15 protein-coding genes are annotated in these 18997 nt (G+C 58.5%); 2 read left to right on the forward strand and 13 right to left on the reverse strand.

Annotated features, from left to right (window positions below; all coding sequences use genetic code 11):
• Positions 1–51: 51 nt before the first annotated feature.
• Both OKC31_RS14250 and OKC31_RS14255 read left to right on the forward strand, forming a co-directional pair.
• On the forward strand, positions 52–1125 hold the full coding sequence (locus OKC31_RS14250; protein WP_139405103.1) for a porin: 1074 nt from the start codon (positions 52–54) through the stop codon (positions 1123–1125).
• 41 nt (positions 1126–1166) lie between these two features.
• Positions 1167–1802: a DUF2057 family protein gene (locus tag OKC31_RS14255; RefSeq protein ID WP_247823838.1), complete on the forward strand. Its 636-nt coding sequence runs from the start codon at positions 1167–1169 to the stop codon at positions 1800–1802.
• A gap of 68 nt (positions 1803–1870) precedes the next feature.
• On the opposite strand, the gene OKC31_RS14260 is transcribed toward OKC31_RS14255, so the two are convergent.
• The 13 genes from OKC31_RS14260 to OKC31_RS14320 form a co-directional block, all read right to left on the reverse strand.
• A complete protein-coding gene (locus tag OKC31_RS14260; protein WP_108588468.1) occupies positions 1871–2734 on the reverse strand; it encodes an SIS domain-containing protein in 864 nt (287 codons plus the stop codon).
• 32 nt (positions 2735–2766) lie between these two features.
• Positions 2767–4215 (reverse strand): metalloprotease TldD, encoded by a 1449-nt coding sequence (tldD, locus tag OKC31_RS14265; RefSeq protein WP_270657090.1) that lies wholly within the window; start codon positions 4213–4215, stop codon positions 2767–2769.
• A gap of 133 nt (positions 4216–4348) precedes the next feature.
• Positions 4349–5182 carry a carbon-nitrogen hydrolase family protein gene (locus tag OKC31_RS14270; protein ID WP_247823836.1) on the reverse strand — a complete coding sequence of 278 codons (834 nt, stop codon included), beginning with the start codon at positions 5180–5182 and terminating at the stop codon, positions 4349–4351.
• A gap of 19 nt (positions 5183–5201) precedes the next feature.
• Positions 5202–5789 carry a nucleotidyltransferase domain-containing protein gene (locus tag OKC31_RS14275; protein WP_247823835.1) on the reverse strand — a complete coding sequence of 196 codons (588 nt, stop codon included), beginning with the start codon at positions 5787–5789 and terminating at the stop codon, positions 5202–5204.
• The gene (locus OKC31_RS14280) at positions 5786–6118 is read right to left on the reverse strand and encodes a Dabb family protein (protein WP_270657091.1); all 333 of its coding nucleotides are present in this window, start codon (positions 6116–6118) and stop codon (positions 5786–5788) included. The genes OKC31_RS14275 and OKC31_RS14280 overlap by 4 nt, the downstream gene beginning before the upstream one ends.
• 34 nt (positions 6119–6152) lie before the next feature.
• The gene (locus OKC31_RS14285) at positions 6153–10046 is read right to left on the reverse strand and encodes a YhdP family protein (RefSeq protein ID WP_270657092.1); all 3894 of its coding nucleotides are present in this window, start codon (positions 10044–10046) and stop codon (positions 6153–6155) included.
• The gene (gene rng, locus OKC31_RS14290) at positions 10047–11516 is read right to left on the reverse strand and encodes a ribonuclease G (protein WP_005340056.1); all 1470 of its coding nucleotides are present in this window, start codon (positions 11514–11516) and stop codon (positions 10047–10049) included.
• Positions 11517–11611: 95 nt separating this feature from the next.
• Positions 11612–12199, reverse strand: coding sequence for a Maf family protein (locus OKC31_RS14295; RefSeq protein WP_005340055.1), 588 nt, complete (start codon positions 12197–12199; stop codon positions 11612–11614).
• Between the two features lie 2 nt (positions 12200–12201).
• Positions 12202–12687 (reverse strand): rod shape-determining protein MreD, encoded by a 486-nt coding sequence (gene mreD / locus OKC31_RS14300; RefSeq protein WP_005340054.1) that lies wholly within the window; start codon positions 12685–12687, stop codon positions 12202–12204.
• The gene (gene mreC / locus OKC31_RS14305; protein ID WP_005340053.1) at positions 12687–13577 is read right to left on the reverse strand and encodes a rod shape-determining protein MreC; all 891 of its coding nucleotides are present in this window, start codon (positions 13575–13577) and stop codon (positions 12687–12689) included. Before mreC ends, mreD begins: the two co-directional genes overlap by 1 nt.
• A gap of 42 nt (positions 13578–13619) precedes the next feature.
• The gene (locus tag OKC31_RS14310) at positions 13620–14660 is read right to left on the reverse strand and encodes a rod shape-determining protein (RefSeq protein ID WP_005340051.1); all 1041 of its coding nucleotides are present in this window, start codon (positions 14658–14660) and stop codon (positions 13620–13622) included.
• A gap of 204 nt (positions 14661–14864) precedes the next feature.
• On the reverse strand, positions 14865–18545 hold the full coding sequence (locus OKC31_RS14315; RefSeq protein ID WP_270657093.1) for a DUF6701 domain-containing protein: 3681 nt from the start codon (positions 18543–18545) through the stop codon (positions 14865–14867).
• On the reverse strand, positions 18542–18967 hold the full coding sequence (locus tag OKC31_RS14320; protein WP_244775544.1) for an MSHA biogenesis protein MshP: 426 nt from the start codon (positions 18965–18967) through the stop codon (positions 18542–18544). The genes OKC31_RS14315 and OKC31_RS14320 overlap by 4 nt, the downstream gene beginning before the upstream one ends.
• Positions 18968–18997 lie beyond the last annotated feature (30 nt).

Here is an 18997-nt window from a genome sequence, read left to right on the forward strand (position 1 = left end):
GGCCAAACTCATCCCGGCTCTGGCACAGAGCCCGTACAGGAACGATAAAAAATGAAAAAATCCATGCTTGCTCTGGTTCTTCCCGCACTGCTCGGCACAGGTTCCGCTCATGCGGCCGTCATCTATCAGGCTGACGATGGCTCCAACGTCGACCTCTACGGCCGTCTTGGCTTCAATATTTCCGACAAGAAGAGCGGCAATGATCAGGGTGACTTCGATGGCCGTATCGGCTTTACCGCCCGCCAGACCGTCAATGACGATGTCGCAGTGATCGGCATGGCACAATATCAGGTCAATGCAGCCGAATACGCCAACAACGTACAGAAGAACAGCAGCGACCTCACTGCCCGTTACGTCTGGGCCGGGATCGACGGTGGCCAGTGGGGCAAGGTGACCGGCGGGCGCGTCTCTTCCGGCCTCATCATGTTCACCGATATTGGCGATGTGTTTGCCGCCTCTGATGTCTCCATGGCTCGTCAGGCCAGCAAGGTGGACTCCACCGCCGTGCAGGTGTTCCGTCAGGATGGCACTCTGCAGTACCAGAACACCCTCGGCAATCTGGATCTCTCGCTCGCCTACATCCTTGGTAACGGCACCTCGGATCTTGATTACGGCTACAACGGCGCCCTGCGCTACACCTTCGATCTGGGCAATGCAGGCAAACTGGCTCCGGTCGTGGCGTATCAGCAGACCAAAGCCGCCCAGAGCAGTGACAGCAAGGTCGATCCCAATGCCGATGAGTATCGCTTCGCCGGGATCGGTACCCGCTACTATCTCGGCCCTCTGATGTTGGGCGCCCTCTATAGCAAGGATCAGGTGACCTATCGCGATGGCCGTGCCGACAGTGAAGACAAGGTGTGGGAACTGACCGCGGTGTATGACATCAACCAGAAGTGGGCGGCCCGCGCAGGCTATCGTCACCTCGTCAACGAGGGTGGCGACCAGATGGCACTGCGCGATACTACGCTGGAGCTGCAATACAAGCTCACCCCGCGATCTTCCCTCTACAGCGCCTATGTGATCCGCAATGGTGAAGATGGTCTGGCTGGTAGCACCATCACCAGCTTTGGTGGCAGCAGCAACAGCGAGAGCTTCTACCACCTCGGCCTGCGCTACGAATTCTGATCTGGTTGCCGGCCTGCGGGCCGGCTCCTTCATGGAGTCTTATGATGTCACGATCCTCCCTGCTCTCTCCCCTACTATTATCCCCCCTGTTTGCCCTGCTGCTCAGTGTACCGGCCACGGCCGCCCGACTGGAGCTGGCCGATACCCTCACCCTGCTCGCCTCGCCACAGGGCAAACCCTCGGCCTTCACCCGGATCATTGAGCTCCCGGCGGGAGAGTCCCGACTGCTGGTCCGCTTTGACAGCCCAAGTGACCCTCGCTCCACCAACGAGAGCCAGGGACGCGTGACCTCGGCTCCTCTGCTGCTCACCCTTACAGCACCATCACAAGGGACGCTGCAACTGACCACCCCGGTGCTGACCAGCTCCTCGGCTATCCGCCAGTTTGCCGCCAGCCCGGCCCTGCTGCTGAGTGACGACAAGGGCACCTCACAACCGCTGGCACTACAAGCCCTGCCACGCAACCAGGATAGTCTGGGCACCGATTACCAGGCCCTGCTGGCAAGCCATACGCCAACAGTGAGTCCGGCCCCCATTTTCGCAACACAAGCCGCAACTACCGCTCATACAGCTTCGGCACTTACGCCGGAGCAGGCGGATGCCACCCTGCGGGAACTCTATCTGGCGGCCGATGCCAAGCGGCGTAAAGCCTTTATCCGCTGGGCCCTTGACCTCTAGCAGACAACAAAAAACCACCTGTTCAGGTGGTTTTTTGTTGTACGGATGATGCTGCGGGAGAGCAGGCATCACTCCTTGTTGAGTCGGTCGATGGCATCCCGGGTACCGTCAATCAGGGCCCAGGCTCGCTCGTCTCTGCGCTGCACCAGGCCGAGGAACAGGATGTCGGTAATGGTGTTCTGGGCGGTACGGGAGGAGATGGAAGAGATACGCAGTTCGTTCTCCTCCGCCACCGTATCCAGCACCATGTCGGCCATCTGGCGCAACTGGGTTTGCCGGAACGAAGTCACGGCAATCAGGGTTGCACCATTGCGCTTGGCCAGCTCGGCCGCCGCCAGCACATCACGGCTGGCGCCAGAATAGGAGATGACCAGCTGCACATCACCCGGTCCCAGGGTCTGGGCGATGGAGATCTGCACATGGCTATCCTGGGCAAACAGGGTAGTTACACCGATCTTGAGCAACTTGTACCAGAGATCCTTGGCGGTCAGTGCCGAACCGCCAATCCCCACCAGCTGTACCCGCCCAGCGCCATCTATGGTGTCGAGTACCTGCTTCAGCAGAGCACTGTCGAGAGCCTGAGTGGTCTCGATGATAGAATTTATCTTCTCCTGCGCCAGCTTCTTGGCCATGGTCTCCAGGTCATCGTCTCGCCCGATGCCATTGTAGAGATCACCGACATTGTCGGTCTTGATGGCATGCTTGCGCCCCAGATCCTCGCTGACCGCCAGCTTGAAGGCGGTAAAGCCCTTGAACCCGATCTTCTGAGTGAACTTCACTATGCTCGACTGGCTCACCTCCGCCTGCTGGGCCAGCTCCTGAGAGGAGAAGTGGGTCACCTGTTCCGGACAGGAGAGGATGTAATCGGCAATCTTGAGCTCGCTGGGGGAGAGCTGGCTCCTGATATTGGATATTTTCGACAGGGTAAGCATGGTTTCTCTCTGTTCTTGTTCTGCGTCGAGGCTTACTGGGTGCCACCCACGGTGAGCTGATCCAGTTTAAGGGTGGGCTGGCCGACACCGACCGGCACGCTCTGCCCCTCCTTGCCGCAGATGCCAACCCCGCGATCCAGCGCAAGGTCGCTACCCACCATGGAGACCTGGCTCATCGCTTCGGGGCCGTTGCCGATCAGGGTCGCCCCCTTGATGGGGGCGGTGATCTTGCCATCCTCGATGAGGTAAGCCTCGGAGGCGGAGAAGACGAACTTGCCGGAGGTGATGTCCACCTGACCGCCGCCGAAGTTGGGGGCATAAATGCCCTTCTTCACCGAGGCGATGATCTCGGCCGGATCATACTGGCCCGCCAGCATGTAGGTGTTGGTCATGCGCGGCATCGGCATGGCGGCGTAGGATTCGCGGCGCCCGTTGCCGGTGAGTGGCACCCCCATCAGGCGGGCGTTCTGCTTGTCCTGCAGGTAACCCTTGAGGATGCCGTTCTCGATCAGCACGTTGTAGCCACCCGGTGTGCCCTCGTCATCAATGGAGACGGAGCCGCGCCGACCCGGCAGGGTGCCATCATCGACGATGGTGCAGTGCTTGGAGGCCACCTGCTCGCCGATGCGGCCAGCAAATGCGGAAGATCCCTTGCGGTTGAAATCCCCCTCCAGACCATGACCCACCGCCTCGTGCAGCAGCACGCCGGGCCAGCCGGAGCCCAGCACCACCGGCATGGTGCCGGCTGGCGCGTCGATGGCTTCCAGATTGACCAGCGCCTGACGCACCGCTTCACGCACATAGCCAAAGGCGCGGCTCTCCAGTCCGTCCAGTTCGAGGAACCAGTCGTAACCAAAGCGGCCGCCGCCACCTGCACTGCCACGCTCGCGGCGATCGCCCTTCTCGGCGATCACAGTCACCGACAGACGCACCAGCGGGCGAATATCGGCAGCCAGGGTACCGTCTGTCGCAGCAACCAGCACCTCTTCATAGACGCCGCTGATGGAAGCCATCACCTGATTGATGGCGGGATCCAGACTTCTGGCGAACTTGTCCATCTGCTCCAGCAGGGCGATCTTCTGCTGCTTGTCGAGGGTCTGTAGCGGATCCATAGCGGGATAGAGCAGGTTCGCTTCGGTGCGCGCCCACGCCTTCACCTTGCCGTGAGCACCGGCAGCGGCGATGCCACGAGCAGCAGTCACCGACTGTTGCAGCGCCAGCAGGCTCAGCTCGTCCGAGTAGGCGAAGCCGGTCTTCTCGCCGCTGACGGCGCGCACCCCCACACCCTGATCGATGTTGTAGCTGCCATCCTTGACGATGCCATCTTCCAGCATCCAGGACTCGTGCCAGCTGCGCTGGAAATAGAGATCGCCGAACTCCACCTGATGGCTCATCAGGCTGCCGAGCAGCTGCTGCAGGCGCCCTTCGTCGAGATCGTTCGGGGCCAACAGGGAGGCACTAACCTGGCTCAATAGACTCAATCTTCTTCTCCACTCTCGTAACGAGCTGTTTTAAATCGTCTTGCCGACGGGTTGGCAACAAGCCACACCATCACAACAAACGGGCATGCTCCAGCACGGGCAAACGGCTGCGTTTCAATTTTTCACCACACCATCAGAGCAAGCGGGCGTGTTGCAACACTGGCATGGTGCGTTTCAATTCGTCGATAAGCCCGGGCTCCATCTTCGCCAGCACTGTGCCGCGCCCGCACTCTTTGCTCGCCAGCACCCGACCCCAGGGGTCGATCACCATGCTGTGGCCCCAGGTCTGGCGCCCCGTTTCGTGAGTGCCGCCCTGATTGGCAGCGACTACATAGCACTGGTTTTCGATGGCGCGGGCCCGCAGCAGCGGCTCCCAGTGCGCCTCGCCGGTCACGGCGGTAAAGGCGGCAGGCACCAGCAGCACGCGGGCACCGGCACGGGCCAACTGGCGGTAAAGCTCGGGAAAGCGCAAATCATAACAGATCGAGAGGCCGAGGGGACCAAAGGGGGATTCCACCACCACAGACGCCTCCCCCGGGCTGAATGTCTCCGACTCACGGTAGCGACCGTGATTGTCCGCCACATCCACGTCGAACAGGTGGATCTTGTGGTAGTGGCCCCTAAGCTCACCACTTGGGTCAAACACCAGCGAGCTGGTGTGAATATGGTCAGAACCTGCGATGGTGGTCGGCATAGCCCCAGCCACCAGCCAGATGCCGTAATCGCGGGCCCATTCGGCCAGTTGTTGTTGAATGGGCGTTGCTCCGCTCAGAGTGGCGCTGGGATCGGAGACGATTGCCTCGGCACCATCCAGATAGCCCTGTCGTTCGCCAAACAGGGCAAAGTTCTCCGGCAGCAGCACCAGCAGCGGCCGCTCTTTTGGCAAGGCTGCCAGCTCGGCGGCGATCTGCTCCCGGTTATCCTGCCAGTGACGGCCAGATACCAGCTGTATTGCGGCTAACCACATGACGTTCTCCTTGTCCGCGTTAATCGCGATCCACAATATTCGGGTCTTTATCCATCTCGGCCAGCAGCTTGCGAAGATGATGCCTGACCAAGCCACGCTGGCCCCGTTCCGCCCATTTGAGGCAATCGAACAACTCCCACACCAGCCCATCCCCTTCGGCCATATAGGCAGGAAAGTCCCAATGGCTTGGGGCGGGGCCAGCTACCTCAAGCGCACCAAGGGAGGAGGTTTTATCGAACAATGGCAAGTAAGGTTTGGCAAGGGGGAACTCAGCCCCCCGATCAAGGATATGGATCTCTATGCTGGACATGTCGAGGAAGATGAACCGCCAGTATGAACAGACCTCTTCATGTCTTCCCTGCCAGCAGTGAAAGATGGGCCGATCCCCCACAATGGTGCGCACCAGTTCGTCTCCCTGCTTATGGAAGCCGGGCTCGGCCAGCAGCAAGAGATCGACATCGGACACCCGGTCTGCCTTGCCCTTGGCGAGCGACCCAACCACTACCCCGGCATCAATCGCAGGATGGGATGTGCCATGTTTCATAACCGATTCCAGCAGTGCGCGCTGCAGTGGCGGGATGGCAGCCCAGTGCTCATCCACCATCATAACGGCCCCTCTGACACAACCCGATCCCCCGCCTGCAGGGTGTAATCCAGCACTATGATGCGCTCCAGCACCGGACGGAAAATGGCCTTGAGGGCATCGTGATCAGGATGGGGCAGATAGCGCTGGCGGGCTGCTTCGTCGGCGAAGGTCATCAGCACGCAGTGGGTAAAGCCATCATCCCTCCCCTCCGGGCTGTCATTCTCCCCCCACTCCACGGCGGTCACGCCGCTGACCTGATGGGGAATGGCGAGAAAGGCGGTACGCACCGCATCTATCCGGGCAGGCTGGGTGCCCGGCTTGAAGGCGATCAGCAGGATATGTCGGATCATGGCTCACTCCTTGTGATGGTGCCGGGCCGCTCGTTCAACGCTGAGCGGGCCCCGCGTGTTTGGGGCTCAGCAGGAAAGGGGTCACCTCTTGGGTAGGCAGGCCGGGGGCAACGGCGTCAACCGCCTCTTTCTGCTGCTGGTTGAGCTTGATGCGCGCGCGATCTCGCCCCGCCTCGATCAGCTTGGGTGCGTCTAGCGGGCCCGAGATGCGAAAATCGATGCGGGTCACCACATCCACCACCGGCTCCAGCAGTTTGGAGAGGGCCAGCACATAGAGACCCGTGACCGGCGTGATGGAGAAGGCTGCCACCACTGGCAGGGTGCCCCCCAGATTGGGGGAGAAGCTCAGCTCGTAGTCGAGCCGCCAGCGCACCAGATCGGCGATCCCCTCGCCGCGCAGGTTGCCTGCCGCCCCCTTCATATAGAAATCATCGTTGCTGACCTGCCCCTGCTTGATGGTGGCAGAGGCGGACATGGATTCGAAGTAGAAGCCCTTGTCGAACACATCGCGAAAATCGAGCCGCAGTTTGCGCAGCAGGGAATCGAGGCTGAGCAGGGAGAGCAGTCGCGCCCCCTTGTCGTTGACCTCCCGCAGGGTGCCACCCTCCAGCTGATAGTTGGCACTTCCCCCCAAGGTCGGCAGGCTCGGGCGATAGGGCACATCCTGCCAGTTCAGATCAAAAGCGAGGGAGCCGGGGGCATCGCCGATGGGCGAGGTGTAGCCGAGCCGCTTGAGCAGTAGCTCGCTGTTGTTGCTGGTCAGCTTGCCACGGGTGCGGGTCTGCATCCGGTTGCCATCGGCCAGCCAGTCGACGCTGCCGGTGAGCTGACTCCCCGCCAGCCGCACATCCAGCCCCTTGAGTGTCACCTTGTTGGCGCCGGGCACCAGCTCCCCTTTCACTTCACCAAGAGGTAGCTCGCCAAAGCGGCAATCGACACAGCTCACCTTCAACCAGGGGATGGATGCCATGATGGCGTTGTCCTGTTTGGCATCGGGATCCGGGCTGAGATCCGAACTCTTGCCAGACCAGTAGATGCGGGCAAACTTGGCGTCGACCGGGCGATTGGCCACTGCGGGCAGGCGGATCACCCCCATCACATCGGGACTGTCGATCATCACCTCGGTCGCCTGATTGGTCGGCCCCACGGTGAAACGCGCCGCCTTGAGGGTGGCACTGCCGATATAGGCGCGAGCCAGCTGTCCATCCACCCACCACTCCTGCGGCAGGAAGGCGGGGCCAACCACCGCATTGCCAGTCTGGTTCTGCGCTGGCAGCCACTGCTTGAGTCGCGCCAGCCAGCCACCGACATCGGCCTCCTGCTGGTTGATGGCGAGCAGCATGGGGGCATCGCGCATTACCCGGGCGCCCGGCTGACCCACATCGACCCGCACCCGACTGAGATAAGGCACCCCTTCGCCGTAGACCAGTCGGGTCTGCATATCCACATCAGCCCCCAGCACGGCGCGAATGTCGGCGCTGCCATCCCGGCCACGGGCGATCACCTTGAGCGGCAGCCGGCTGGCGCTGCTCTTGGCCAGCGGCAGCGGCAGATCCAGCGCCATCCCCTGCAGGTTGGAGTCGAGCGCCAGCTGGAAGCTGAACGGCTTGCTGTCGGGCAGGGTCAACCCGAGCTTGCCGCCCCAGTTGCTGCGACCGTTGAGGATACCGTACGAGGAGATGGCTGCGGGCTGGCGGCGGCTATCCCACTGCCCCTTGAAATCGAGGTCGACCTGATAGTGATCCGGATGCTGGCGCCCCTGATAGTCGAGGGTCAGCGGCTGGTTCCACAGGCTCGCCTTGAGGTTGCTGAAGCGGGTCTGTTCGTTGTCATATTCGAGGCGCCCCTGCACCTTCTCCAGCGGCAGGTCCAGACTGGCGACCCGCACCTTGTTGTTGCTGAAGGTGGCATCACCGCTCGCCTTGACCTCGCTTTCGCCATCGAGAGGAATATCGAGCTTGACCGAACCAGCCATCGGGCCGCGGATCTCGATCTCCCGCAGCGCCTGACCTACCGAACTGCCCAGCGGGGAGTCCTGCAGGTAGTCGCTGATGGCCTTGCCCTCCCCCTGCACCTTGGCATCCACATAGAGGTGGGCGCCGGGGGAGAGATCCGGGATCCAGGCATGCACCGAGTCAGAGCTCGCCTTGCCGAGTTTGGTGGATCGGCTGCGCATATCGAGGCCGGCATTCTGGAACAACAGGTCGATCTGCAGGTCGGTGAGCGGTTGCCAACCGGGGAAGAACTCGTAGGTGGCCTGCTCCAGCGGCACCGCCACCTGGAAGATGCCCTTGCCGTTGTCGTAGGGAAAGTCCCTGAACTCGCCATACCAGAGCAGGTCGGCCCCCTTGGCCTTGCCCCCCTTGATGGCGCCGCTCAGGTAATCCACCAACCCCTTGTCCATCGCCTGCAGCGGGAAGTAGCGATCCGCATGGCCCGCATTCTTCACATCGATGCGGCCGGTCAGGGCCAGGAAAGGGTGCTCGAACAGATCGAGGCGGAAACGGCTGGCCAGGGTCAGATCCGGGTTATCCAGCGCGATATCCTGACCGTAGAGCACCCAGCCCTGTTCCTCGCGCCACCAGTCGAGGCGGGCCGAGAAGTTGTCGACCGGGATCGGCATCTTGAAGTGACGGGCGGGATCCACCTTGTCGTTCGCCAGCGCCAGTCTGGCGCTACCACCGGTCGGGGTAAGCCAGAACTCGCCGTTGAGATCCTGCATCCCGGGTATATCCTGCCACGCCTTGAGGCGCACCTTGCTGAAGCGGCCACTGAGGGAGAGATCCTGCCAGTCGGCGTTGGCCAGCAGCGTCAGATCCTGCACCGAACCCTGCGGATTGGTCTGGCGCAGGGTCTCGCAGAGTGTGGGGTAGAGCGCCGAGACCAGCTGACTGATCTGGGTGATCTTGTCGAACTCTATGCTGGGCAGATAGCCCTGCACCCGATCCCCGATCCGCTCCAGCTGCAAGCGGCTCTGCAACCAGGGCTTGCCATCCAGCTTGAAGGTGACGTTATGGCTCGCCAGTTGCCAGTCGGTGCCCTCACGGCGCAGCTGGATCTTGCCTCCATCGAGGCCGAAACGGTGCATCTCCCCTTTCTTGGGATCCTTCCAGATCAGGTAATTGTTGCCAAACGCCAGCAGGGTATTGCCCAGTTTGCCGCTGTCAAACTCGCTCCAGAGCTGGAAGTCGAGCTGACCGGCAACCTTGGGTTCGCCCGCATGGATCCTGGCCAGGGTCGGGGTGATATCGAGCTGGCGGGCCCCCAGATAGAGCTGACCCTTGAGGCGATCGAGCCGGGCAGTCGGGGCGTCCACATCCAGAATCAGATCGAGGGTGCTCTCGCCCACCCCGTTGATGAGGTAAGCCTTGCCGACCCCCTGATGGCGCTTGCCACGGTTCTGCCAGCGTAGTTGGGCGATGTCGAGGGCACGCAGATCACCGAGGGAGGTGGTGACGCTGAGGCGGGTATTGTGCACATCGAAGGTAGATAGCTGGGTCAGCAGAAAGCGCAGCAGGGCGCCCTGCTGGGGATCGCCGGAGGGGCTGTCGTCAGCCGGTTGGCGCAAGTCGATGGTGATATCGCCATCGCTCAGGATCAGCTCGCCAAACACCGGCTTTAGCTCGTTAATAGTGCGCCAGAAGTCGAGATGCACCCAGGCTTTGCCGAGCTGTACGGCAAAACGCCCCGAATCCGGGGCGATGGCGAGTTGCTGCAGTTCGAGGGCGGGCCCGGACTGTGTCCAGTCCAGCCCCACTTGCTCCACGCTGACCTTGAGTTGTGAATCACCCAGCAGAGTGTGGATCAGACTCTCCCGGTATTGATTCAGCAAAGGGCCCCCGACCCGTACCAGCGTGACCAGCATGGCCATCAGTACGAACAGGACCCCCAGGGCCAACCAGCCCCGACTCAGCCAGCGATAGACCAATTACATCATCACCACGTCGAACTGCTCCTGACCACAGAGGGGTTCGCTCACTACCCGCACCTGCTTGCCGATGAACACTTCCAGCTCCGCCAGACTGTGGGACTCCTCGCCATGGAGGTAGTCGGCCACGGCCGGGGCAGCGTAGACGGTGAACTGATCCGCATCATAGGCGCGATTGACCCGGATGATCTCCCGCAGGATCTCGAAGCAGACCGACTCCACCGTCTTGACCCGGCCGCGTCCCTTGCACTCGGGGCACTCGGAGCAGAGCACATGCTCCAGACTCTCGCGGGTGCGTTTGCGGGTCATCTCCACCAGACCGAGCTGGGAGAAGCCATTGACGTTGGTCTTGGCGCGATCTTTTGAGAGCGCCTGCTCCAGGCTGTGCAGCACCCGACGGCGGTGATCTTCCGACTGCATGTCGATGAAGTCGATGATGATGATGCCACCGAGGTTGCGCAGGCGCAGATGGCGGGCGATGGCCGCAGTCGCCTCGACGTTGGTGTTGAAGATGGTCTCTTCCAGATTGCGATGGCCGACAAAGGCGCCGGTGTTGATATCCACCGTAGTCATGGCTTCGGTCTGGTCGATGATGAGGTAGCCGCCGGATTTCAGCTCTACCTTGCGCTCCAGCGCCCGCTGGATCTCGTTCTCCACGTCGTAGAGATCGAAGATCGGCGACTCGCCAGGATAGTACTCCAGCTTGCTGGCCAACTCAGGCACGTACTCTTCGGTGAAGCGCTTTAGCTGATCGAAGCTCTGGCGCGAGTCAACGCGGATCTTGTCGAGCTCGGCACCGACGAAGTCACGCACTACCCGAAATGCCAGACTGGGATCCTCGTAGAGGATCTTGCAGGGTGGATACTTCTGCTTGCGCTCGAGGATCTTGCGCCACAGCCGTTTCAGGAAGGCGGCATCCTGCTCCAGCTCCTGTTCCCCCACCCCTTCGGCGGCGGTGCGAATGATGTAGCCACCCAGCTCGTCCACATAACCGGCCACGGTGCGCTTGAGGCGCTCCCGCTCCGCTTCGGACTCGATACGCTGAGAGACGCCGACATGAGCGCTGCCCGGCATAAAGACCAGATAGCGGGATGGCAGGGTGATATCGGTAGTGAGACGGGCACCCTTGGTACCCAGCGGATCTTTCACCACCTGCACCATGATGTCCTGCCCCTGACGCACCAGCTCGGCGATGTTACCGACCTGGAACTGCTCCTTCTCCTTCACCGCCACACACTCGGTGTGGGGGACGATATCAGAGGCGTGCAAAAAGGCTGCCTTGTCCATGCCGATATCGACGAAGGCCGCCTGCATGCCGGGCAGTACCCGACTGATCTTGCCTTTGTAGATATTGCCGACAATGCCGCGCTTGGCCTGACGCTCTACATGCACTTCCTGCAGCAGGCCGTTTTCGACCAGAGCGACCCGGGTTTCGGAGGGGGTAACGTTAACCAGCAGTTCTACCGACATAAGTAACCTTGCCTGTTCCAGTTTTGAATTCTATAGAGCCAATCCGGTACAACGCGCGCAAGGGAGAAACGCAGCAGAGCACAGCTGACGGGAAATTATTTGAGCTGTTCCAGATGATGCTTGATCAGCAGGTCTGTCTCCAGCAGGGGCAGGCCGACCACGGCGCTATAGCTCCCTTCGATGCGGCTGACAAACTTGCCGGCAATACCCTGAATACCATACGCCCCGGCCTTGTCACAGGGCTCACCGGTCTGCCAGTAGGCCTCGATCTCGGCCTCGTCCAGCTTGCGAAACGCCACGTTGGTGGTGACCAGACGCACGTCACAACGATCCTTGCTGGCCAGCGCCACCGCCGTCATCACCTGATGCACCTTGCCGGAGAGGGACTCCAGCATATCTTTGGCATCAAGCAGATCGGACGGTTTCTCCAGTACCCGGTCGCCCAGCACCACTATGGTGTCAGCACCCAGCACCGGCAACGCCGTCGGCGCACACGCCACGCCCGCCATCGCCTTGTCACGGGCGAGACGGCAGACATAATCCTGCGCCTTTTCACCCTCTTCCCGCTGCTCGGGCACATCCAGTTTCAGCACCTCGAAGCGGTAGCCAATCTGGGTCAGCAGTTCACGGCGACGGGGAGAAGCCGAGGCGAGATAGAGTTGTGGTTCGTTGTTTTTGTTCATATTTACCTGATATTGAAGCGGCGCCGCACCTTGCGCAGCACCAGAAACACCCAGGGCCATATTAGCATCGTCGTCAACGTCGACCAAAAGTAGGAGAAGTTGAGACTGGCCTGGCTGAACAGATGCTCGGCCCAGAATACCGTCATTTTACCCACCAGCGAGAGGCCACCGATGATCAGCGCCTGCTGCCAGAGGGAGAAGTTGCGGATCTTCTGGAACTGGAAGGCCGCCAGATAGGTGGTAATGGCCATCGCCATCGCCCGCACGCCGAGGGTGCTGCCAAGCAGCACATCCAGCAGCAGGCCCGCCACCCAGGCGGTGCCGACGTTGGTCCGGTGCGGCAAGGCCAGCGCCCAGTAGATGAGCACCATGGCCAGCCAGTCCGGGCGGAAGGGGTCAAATTCGAAAGGAAGCGGCAGGATCGACAGGCTCAAGGCCAGCAGGATCGAGATCCAGATCCAGATCCTGCCGCTGGCGGGTTCTAGCATTAGCGGGTGGCTCCTGCGGCGGACGCAGCGGGAGCCGCCCGTTCGCCATCCTCATCATGTACTTCAGGCTTCTTGTCGGTCCACAGCAGCAGCAGATAACGCAGTCTGTCCAGCTCCACCAGCGGCTTGGCCTCGACCTGAGCGAAGGGCTTGCCCTCCACATACTCGGAACGGGTCACGGTCGCCACCGGATAACCTTCCGGGAAGCGGCCACCCAGACCGGAAGTGACCAGCAGATCACCCACCTGAATATCGGTATTGCGCGGCAGGTTGCGCAGCTCAAGCTTGTCGAGCTCGCCACTGCCGGAAGCAATAGCACGCAAGTCGTTGCGCAGTACCCGCACCGGAATGCCATGGCTGGAGTCGGTGATCAGCAGCACGCGACTGGTGGTGGAGCCCACGTGGAGCACCTGACCAATCACACCCTGATCGTTGATCACCGCCTGACCGTTGTAGACGCCATCCAGCGCCCCCTTGTTGATCAGCACCTGATGGCTGAAGGGGTCGGAATCCACCGACAGCAGCTCGGCCACCATCTTGCGGGACTCCTTGTGCACCGGCGAACCCAGCAGCTCACGCAGCCGCTGGTTCTCGTGTTCCAGCTGATCCATTTTGAGCAGACGGGCACGCAGGGTAAACAGCTGTTGCTCCTGCTGTTTGGTCTGCTCGATGAGATCGGCGCGGGTCTGCACCTGGGTCGACATGGTGTCGAGCAGGGTACCGGGCGCATTGGCCATGTATTGCAGGGGACTGACTAACGAACTGAGGTAGACGCGGACATGGGTAAACACACCGAAGCGGGAATCCGCGACGATGGCAGCGATGGAGATGATGACGGCGAGAAACAACCGTAACTGAAGCGAAGGGCCTCTACCAAAAATGGGTTTCATGGGTCGTCAAAAAAGAGCCGGCACGCTGGCCGGCTTTGGGTCTTATTCGTAGTGGAACAGATCGCCACCGTGCATATCGATCAGCTCCAGCGCCTTGCCGCCGCCACGGGCCACACAGGTGAGGGGATCTTCGGCCACGACGACAGGAATGCCGGTCTCTTCCATCAGCAGACGGTCGATATCTTTCAGCAGAGCGCCACCACCGGTCAGCACCATGCCGCGCTCGGAGATGTCGGAAGCCAGTTCCGGCGGAGACTGCTCCAGCGCCACCATGACGGCAGCCACGATACCGGACAGCGGCTCTTGCAGCGCTTCCAGGATTTCGTTGGAGTTGAGAGTGAAGCTGCGCGGTACACCTTCAGCCAGGTTGCGGCCACGGACTTCAATCTCGCGCACCTCTTCGCCCGGATAGGCGGAGCCGATCTCGTGCTTGATGCGCTCGGCAGTCGCTTCACCGATCAGGCTGCCGTAGTTGCGACGAACGTAGCTGATGATCGCCTCGTCAAACTTGTCGCCACCGATACGGACGGACTGGGAGTAGACCACACCGTTTAGAGAGATGATGGCCACTTCAGTGGTACCACCACCGATATCGACCACCATGGAACCGGTCGCTTCGGACACCGGCAGGCCGGCACCGATGGCAGCAGCCATAGGCTCGTCGATCAGGTAGACCTCGCGGGCACCGGCGCCCAGTGCGGACTCCTTGATGGCGCGACGCTCAACCTGAGTTGAACCGCACGGTACACACACCAGCACACGCGGGCTGGGGCGGAAATAGTTGTTGTCGTGAACCTGTTTGATGAAGTGCTGCAGCATCTTCTCGGTCACGTAGAAATCGGCGATCACGCCGTCTTTCATCGGGCGGATTGCGGAAATGTTGCCCGGGGTACGGCCCAGCATCTGCTTGGCGGCATGACCGACAGCAGCGACCGATTTGGCGTTCCCGCGCTCTTGGCGAATGGCGACAACTGAGGGTTCGTTAAGGACGATCCCTTGATCTTTTACATAGATCAGGGTGTTGGCAGTTCCCAAATCGATCGACAGATCGTTGGAAAAGACGCCTCTGAGCTTTTTGAACATGGCTACGGGAAATCCTAAGAATTTGGAGGTGCAGAAAACCGGCTAACTTTACCAATGCCCACCCCAATGGGCAAGCGCTCAAACTGTCGCCAATCAATCAGGCGCGACAAAAATGCGAGTCATCACTCACTCGCACACGCTTGCAAACACTAATAAACAAGGATTTAGGGGGATGCTGTTGAGCCAACCCCCCTTACACATCAATTACTGCAATACTTCGCGCCGATAAATAATTCTGTCATTACCCCGGCTGGAGCCGAAAATGGCCTCACCTTTCAGGTTTCCGTCATTGGCACTCGTTGGGTCAGACAACCAGAGGGGCTGCGACGGCTGTTTTGCCAATTCGACCTTGTAGGGAATGCGCACCGAGATGTCCGGCTTGGCAAAGTGGAACAAGATCTCCCCGTCTTTCGCCAGTGCAGCATCCCCACCCGGTGAAGAACTGCCCAACCCCAGCTTGATCTTGCGACCCGCCCCCAAATTCAGCTCGCGAGTCGCCGCATCAAAGGTGTGACTCGGATTGAGGAAAGTGAACCCCTGATTGGCCAAAGAGAGCTGGGTACATTTATCTTCCTTGTTTTGCAGCCAGTTGCCCGCTTCGTAATATTGCATCTGCAGTGGAATGGCCAGCGGCGCCGAGGCCAGGCCCGCCGCCGTACCAACCTGCAGGCGGCCGTACAACAGCTTTTGAGTACCCAGCAGCACCGCATTACACCCCGATCCGGAACATGTCCCAGCGACAGCAGTATTCATATTTGGATTAGCCAACAGTGTATTGCCGCCATCCTTATCATCGACTTTGAGACCAAAGCTCAACGTGGCGAAAGGTGCTTCTGGACTCGCTGCACGATCAAAGCGGGTATTCAGCCCCAAAGGTGACTGCTGATTTATACTGGCGACGCCACTTGCCCAACTGAGCGAGGGCGACAGCGTGATACGCTTGTCACGCGCAATGCCATCCAAAGCATTAGCCGCCACCATCTCAGCCACACCTTTAGCGAACGCCCCCTTATAGTTCTGTGTCGTCCCTTTCTGCAGATTGCGTGCAGTGAGGACAAAACCGCTGGCAAAGGGCTGGCTCATGTATGTAAAGGCATTGCAGGCAGGCGTGATAAAGCCATTACTCAAACTGTAATCCCAAGGGACAAAACGACCGATGGGTACGCTCCATCGCAACACAGTCTCAAGTTGGGGTAATTCATCCTGATAAGCGGGATAAGGCACAAAGTTGCTGACGCCTAACCGGATCACCCCGACCTCAGACCAATTCGCCGTCACGTTTGCTACCCCGCTCGCCAACGTGATCGTGGTTGGCGAAAATGCTCCGCTGACGCCCGTTGTCGGCGCTAACAGGGCCCAAGAGAGCGTTTTATTACTGGTAGTAAACCCTGGGGTTAACTGATCCTGAGTATTGACTGCACTGGCTTGTAAAGTAAAAGGCTCGCCCGCTTTGCGATAGATAGGACAAGTGGCATAAGTACTGTCGTTATTTCCCGAGCACACACTCTGTCCTTGAGCCTGGAGTGCGATCGCTTTGGGAATCACGGCAACGGTATCACTACCGGTCAACTTGAGGGTGCCTGTGACATCATTCTTAAGGAAAGTAGTATCCAGTCGCAACACACCGGCATCCGGATATTGCAACGTCAACTGGCCAACTCCATTGCTATCGAACGATACGTTAACGTTCCCACTTGGCGATATTGTGCTGCCATTGATCGTCGGCACTGCATTGCTGGCAGTATCAGACACGACCTTGGTAGAGCCGAATTGCAGGGTCTGATTTCCTGTCAATAATGGAACGCATACCTTGGTTGCTCCAACATCGCTGGATTTAATGGCTCGAATCGTCGAGTTTGTTGAACTACCGGCATAAAAGGTGGAGAAATCAAACTGCAGAGCAGCATCGGAAAAATTCATAGAACAACTGCTATCAAGCACACCATCGCGATAACAACGTAATAACGCCGAGGGATTTGCGCTTGATAACCCAATGACAACACTCTTGGCAGCCAGAGAAGATAATGTGATATCAGCTGTTCCTGAACTACCCAAGCTGACCGGGTTACTACTCCATCCGTTGCTCGGCGTCATACTGACACTGGCGTTACCTTTATAAAGTTGGCTACAACTGTTATCAAGACACGCGGCAAGCCGAACCTGTGCGGGTTCACACGTCAATGAGGAAGAAGGATAATAAACCTCATAATGGTCAACAACCGCCGTAGCTGTACATTGGAAAGATTGGCTATCGATGCGCGAGTTATTGCCTAACACCACGGATTTACCATTCACGCGCCCCATTAAATATGAAGCAGAAGATAAGTTAATAGTTTTAGCTGAGCTATCTGCTTGATAGACCATCCCGGATAGGGTTGAACCATTGGCTAAATATGCACTATCATAAACAACCATCAGTAACTTACTGATGTCACCGGAAATATTTGAGCCAGGACTGTTAATGTAGCTAGCCGATCCCATATCGAGATTTTTAACAAATATACGAACCGAGCCATCAACAATGATCGATGTATCATTATTCATCTTCAATGTTTCGATCCAGTAATCGCCAGCGGCCAACTTCACCGTATAATCTCTACCACCACGCCCACTTCCCAAGTCAAGAACTTTAATGCTAATACCCGAGTTCTCGATATTTATTTGTGACTGATGAGCTGTGCTAATTGTCCCAAACTGATTGCCCTCTACGGCAGTGAGAAAACGCGTTTCGGCAAAACCAACGGAAATGTTACTACCTGCACTTAATGGAAACCGGGAAGAGGGAGCGCCAGACCAGCCATTTACCATACCTGCAGCAACACAAGCGCTATTATCACAGTTTAGACCAGATGTACCTTTTATCTGACCATTAGGACCGTATCCAAGGCGACCCCCTTGAGAACCAAATAACTGCCCTGCCGTATAATTCGTATTCCCTGAGAAGTCAATTCTGTCGCTACTTTCTCGACCTTGGGCTGGATAAGGAAAAACCTGTGTACATAAATCATCAAGTACAGGAATATCATTTTTAGGCGTGTAACGCAGGATCATATCATCCCAGCTTATATCATCCCTATCTCTGGCATTTACTGTTTCGATCCATAATTCGTAATTACCAGCAGCAAGCTCATAGTTTATATTCCAATTGACATCCCCATTGCTATTGAAGTAATAAACCAATGGTGTATATGCACTACCAACTGGACGGATGAACATGCGTGAACCGTTATTCACTCCCCAATCACGCAAGTTATATAACGTGAGTGCATTCAATTGTGACCGCTTATTAAGCGTGAATTGATATAATATATAAGTACCGTTTGGCGCGGGGGGATACCAGCGAGTAGCATCAGTATTCTCACCTATATGGGAACGTTCAATAAAATGAAACGCTGTCGTAGCACCATTGGTTACCAACCTTATATCTTTGAATGAAAAGTCATCCCAGTCTCTACAATAAGGGTCATACGCCCCCCAATAGTACCCATTTGAAAAACAACCACCCCAAACAGCCATCTTGTACTCACCGGGGTTTAGCAACCATCCGCCATAACGAGATACCCTATCCCGTGAATAGTCATTAGCCCTCTCATTCAGCACTACATTTCCTAGGCTGTCCCAAATAACAAAATTAGCTCCTGCATCCAAACCAGTAGCGCTCTCAAGCCGGAGCTCGGATAAGGTCACAGGGTGACTAATATAAAAATGGATAGGGTTGACAGGTATGTAAGCCGAAAATCGAGTCGAAACCAAGGTAGTTGGACGAAGGGCATTACTTGTATTATCACCAATCAAAAACTGTCCAGGTAAAACAATATCTGCTCGAGCCAACTGAGAGACCAAAAGCAGCAGCCATAGCAAAAAACACTTCATTTTTTGGCTCATATCTGGCCTCCATCATAAGCTTCGACCATCAGGGTTCGGCTCACGGCAAAATCAGGGTTGGCACTGTTAAGGTCCGAGCTGCCACAGGTTCCGACACTCTCGAGACGATAGCCATTGGTCACAGATCCGTTATAGGTCACCGGCACCGTGGCGCAACGAACCACAGCCTGACAGTTGGTCAGCCCTGGATTGCTGGCAAAGCTCAGTGGGCTGCTTGCCAGGCAGACCGCAGGTGGGTTTGGTTGGGCAAGAGTGCGCTTGGGGAACAACCGATAGAGTGCCACTTCCAGACCGCTCTGGGCGGCCAGCAGGGCCCGCACGCTGCGCACCTCCACGGTATTTTTCTCGCCGCTATCGACCAGAAAACGGCCCATTGCAGCCGCCAGCAGCGCCATCACCACAATCACAAACAGGGCGATCATCAAGGCACTGCCTCGCATCCGTCCGAAAGC

The sequence above is a fragment of the Aeromonas sp. Y293-4 genome, assembly GCF_027705905.1.
Classification (GTDB): domain Bacteria; phylum Pseudomonadota; class Gammaproteobacteria; order Enterobacterales; family Aeromonadaceae; genus Aeromonas; species Aeromonas veronii.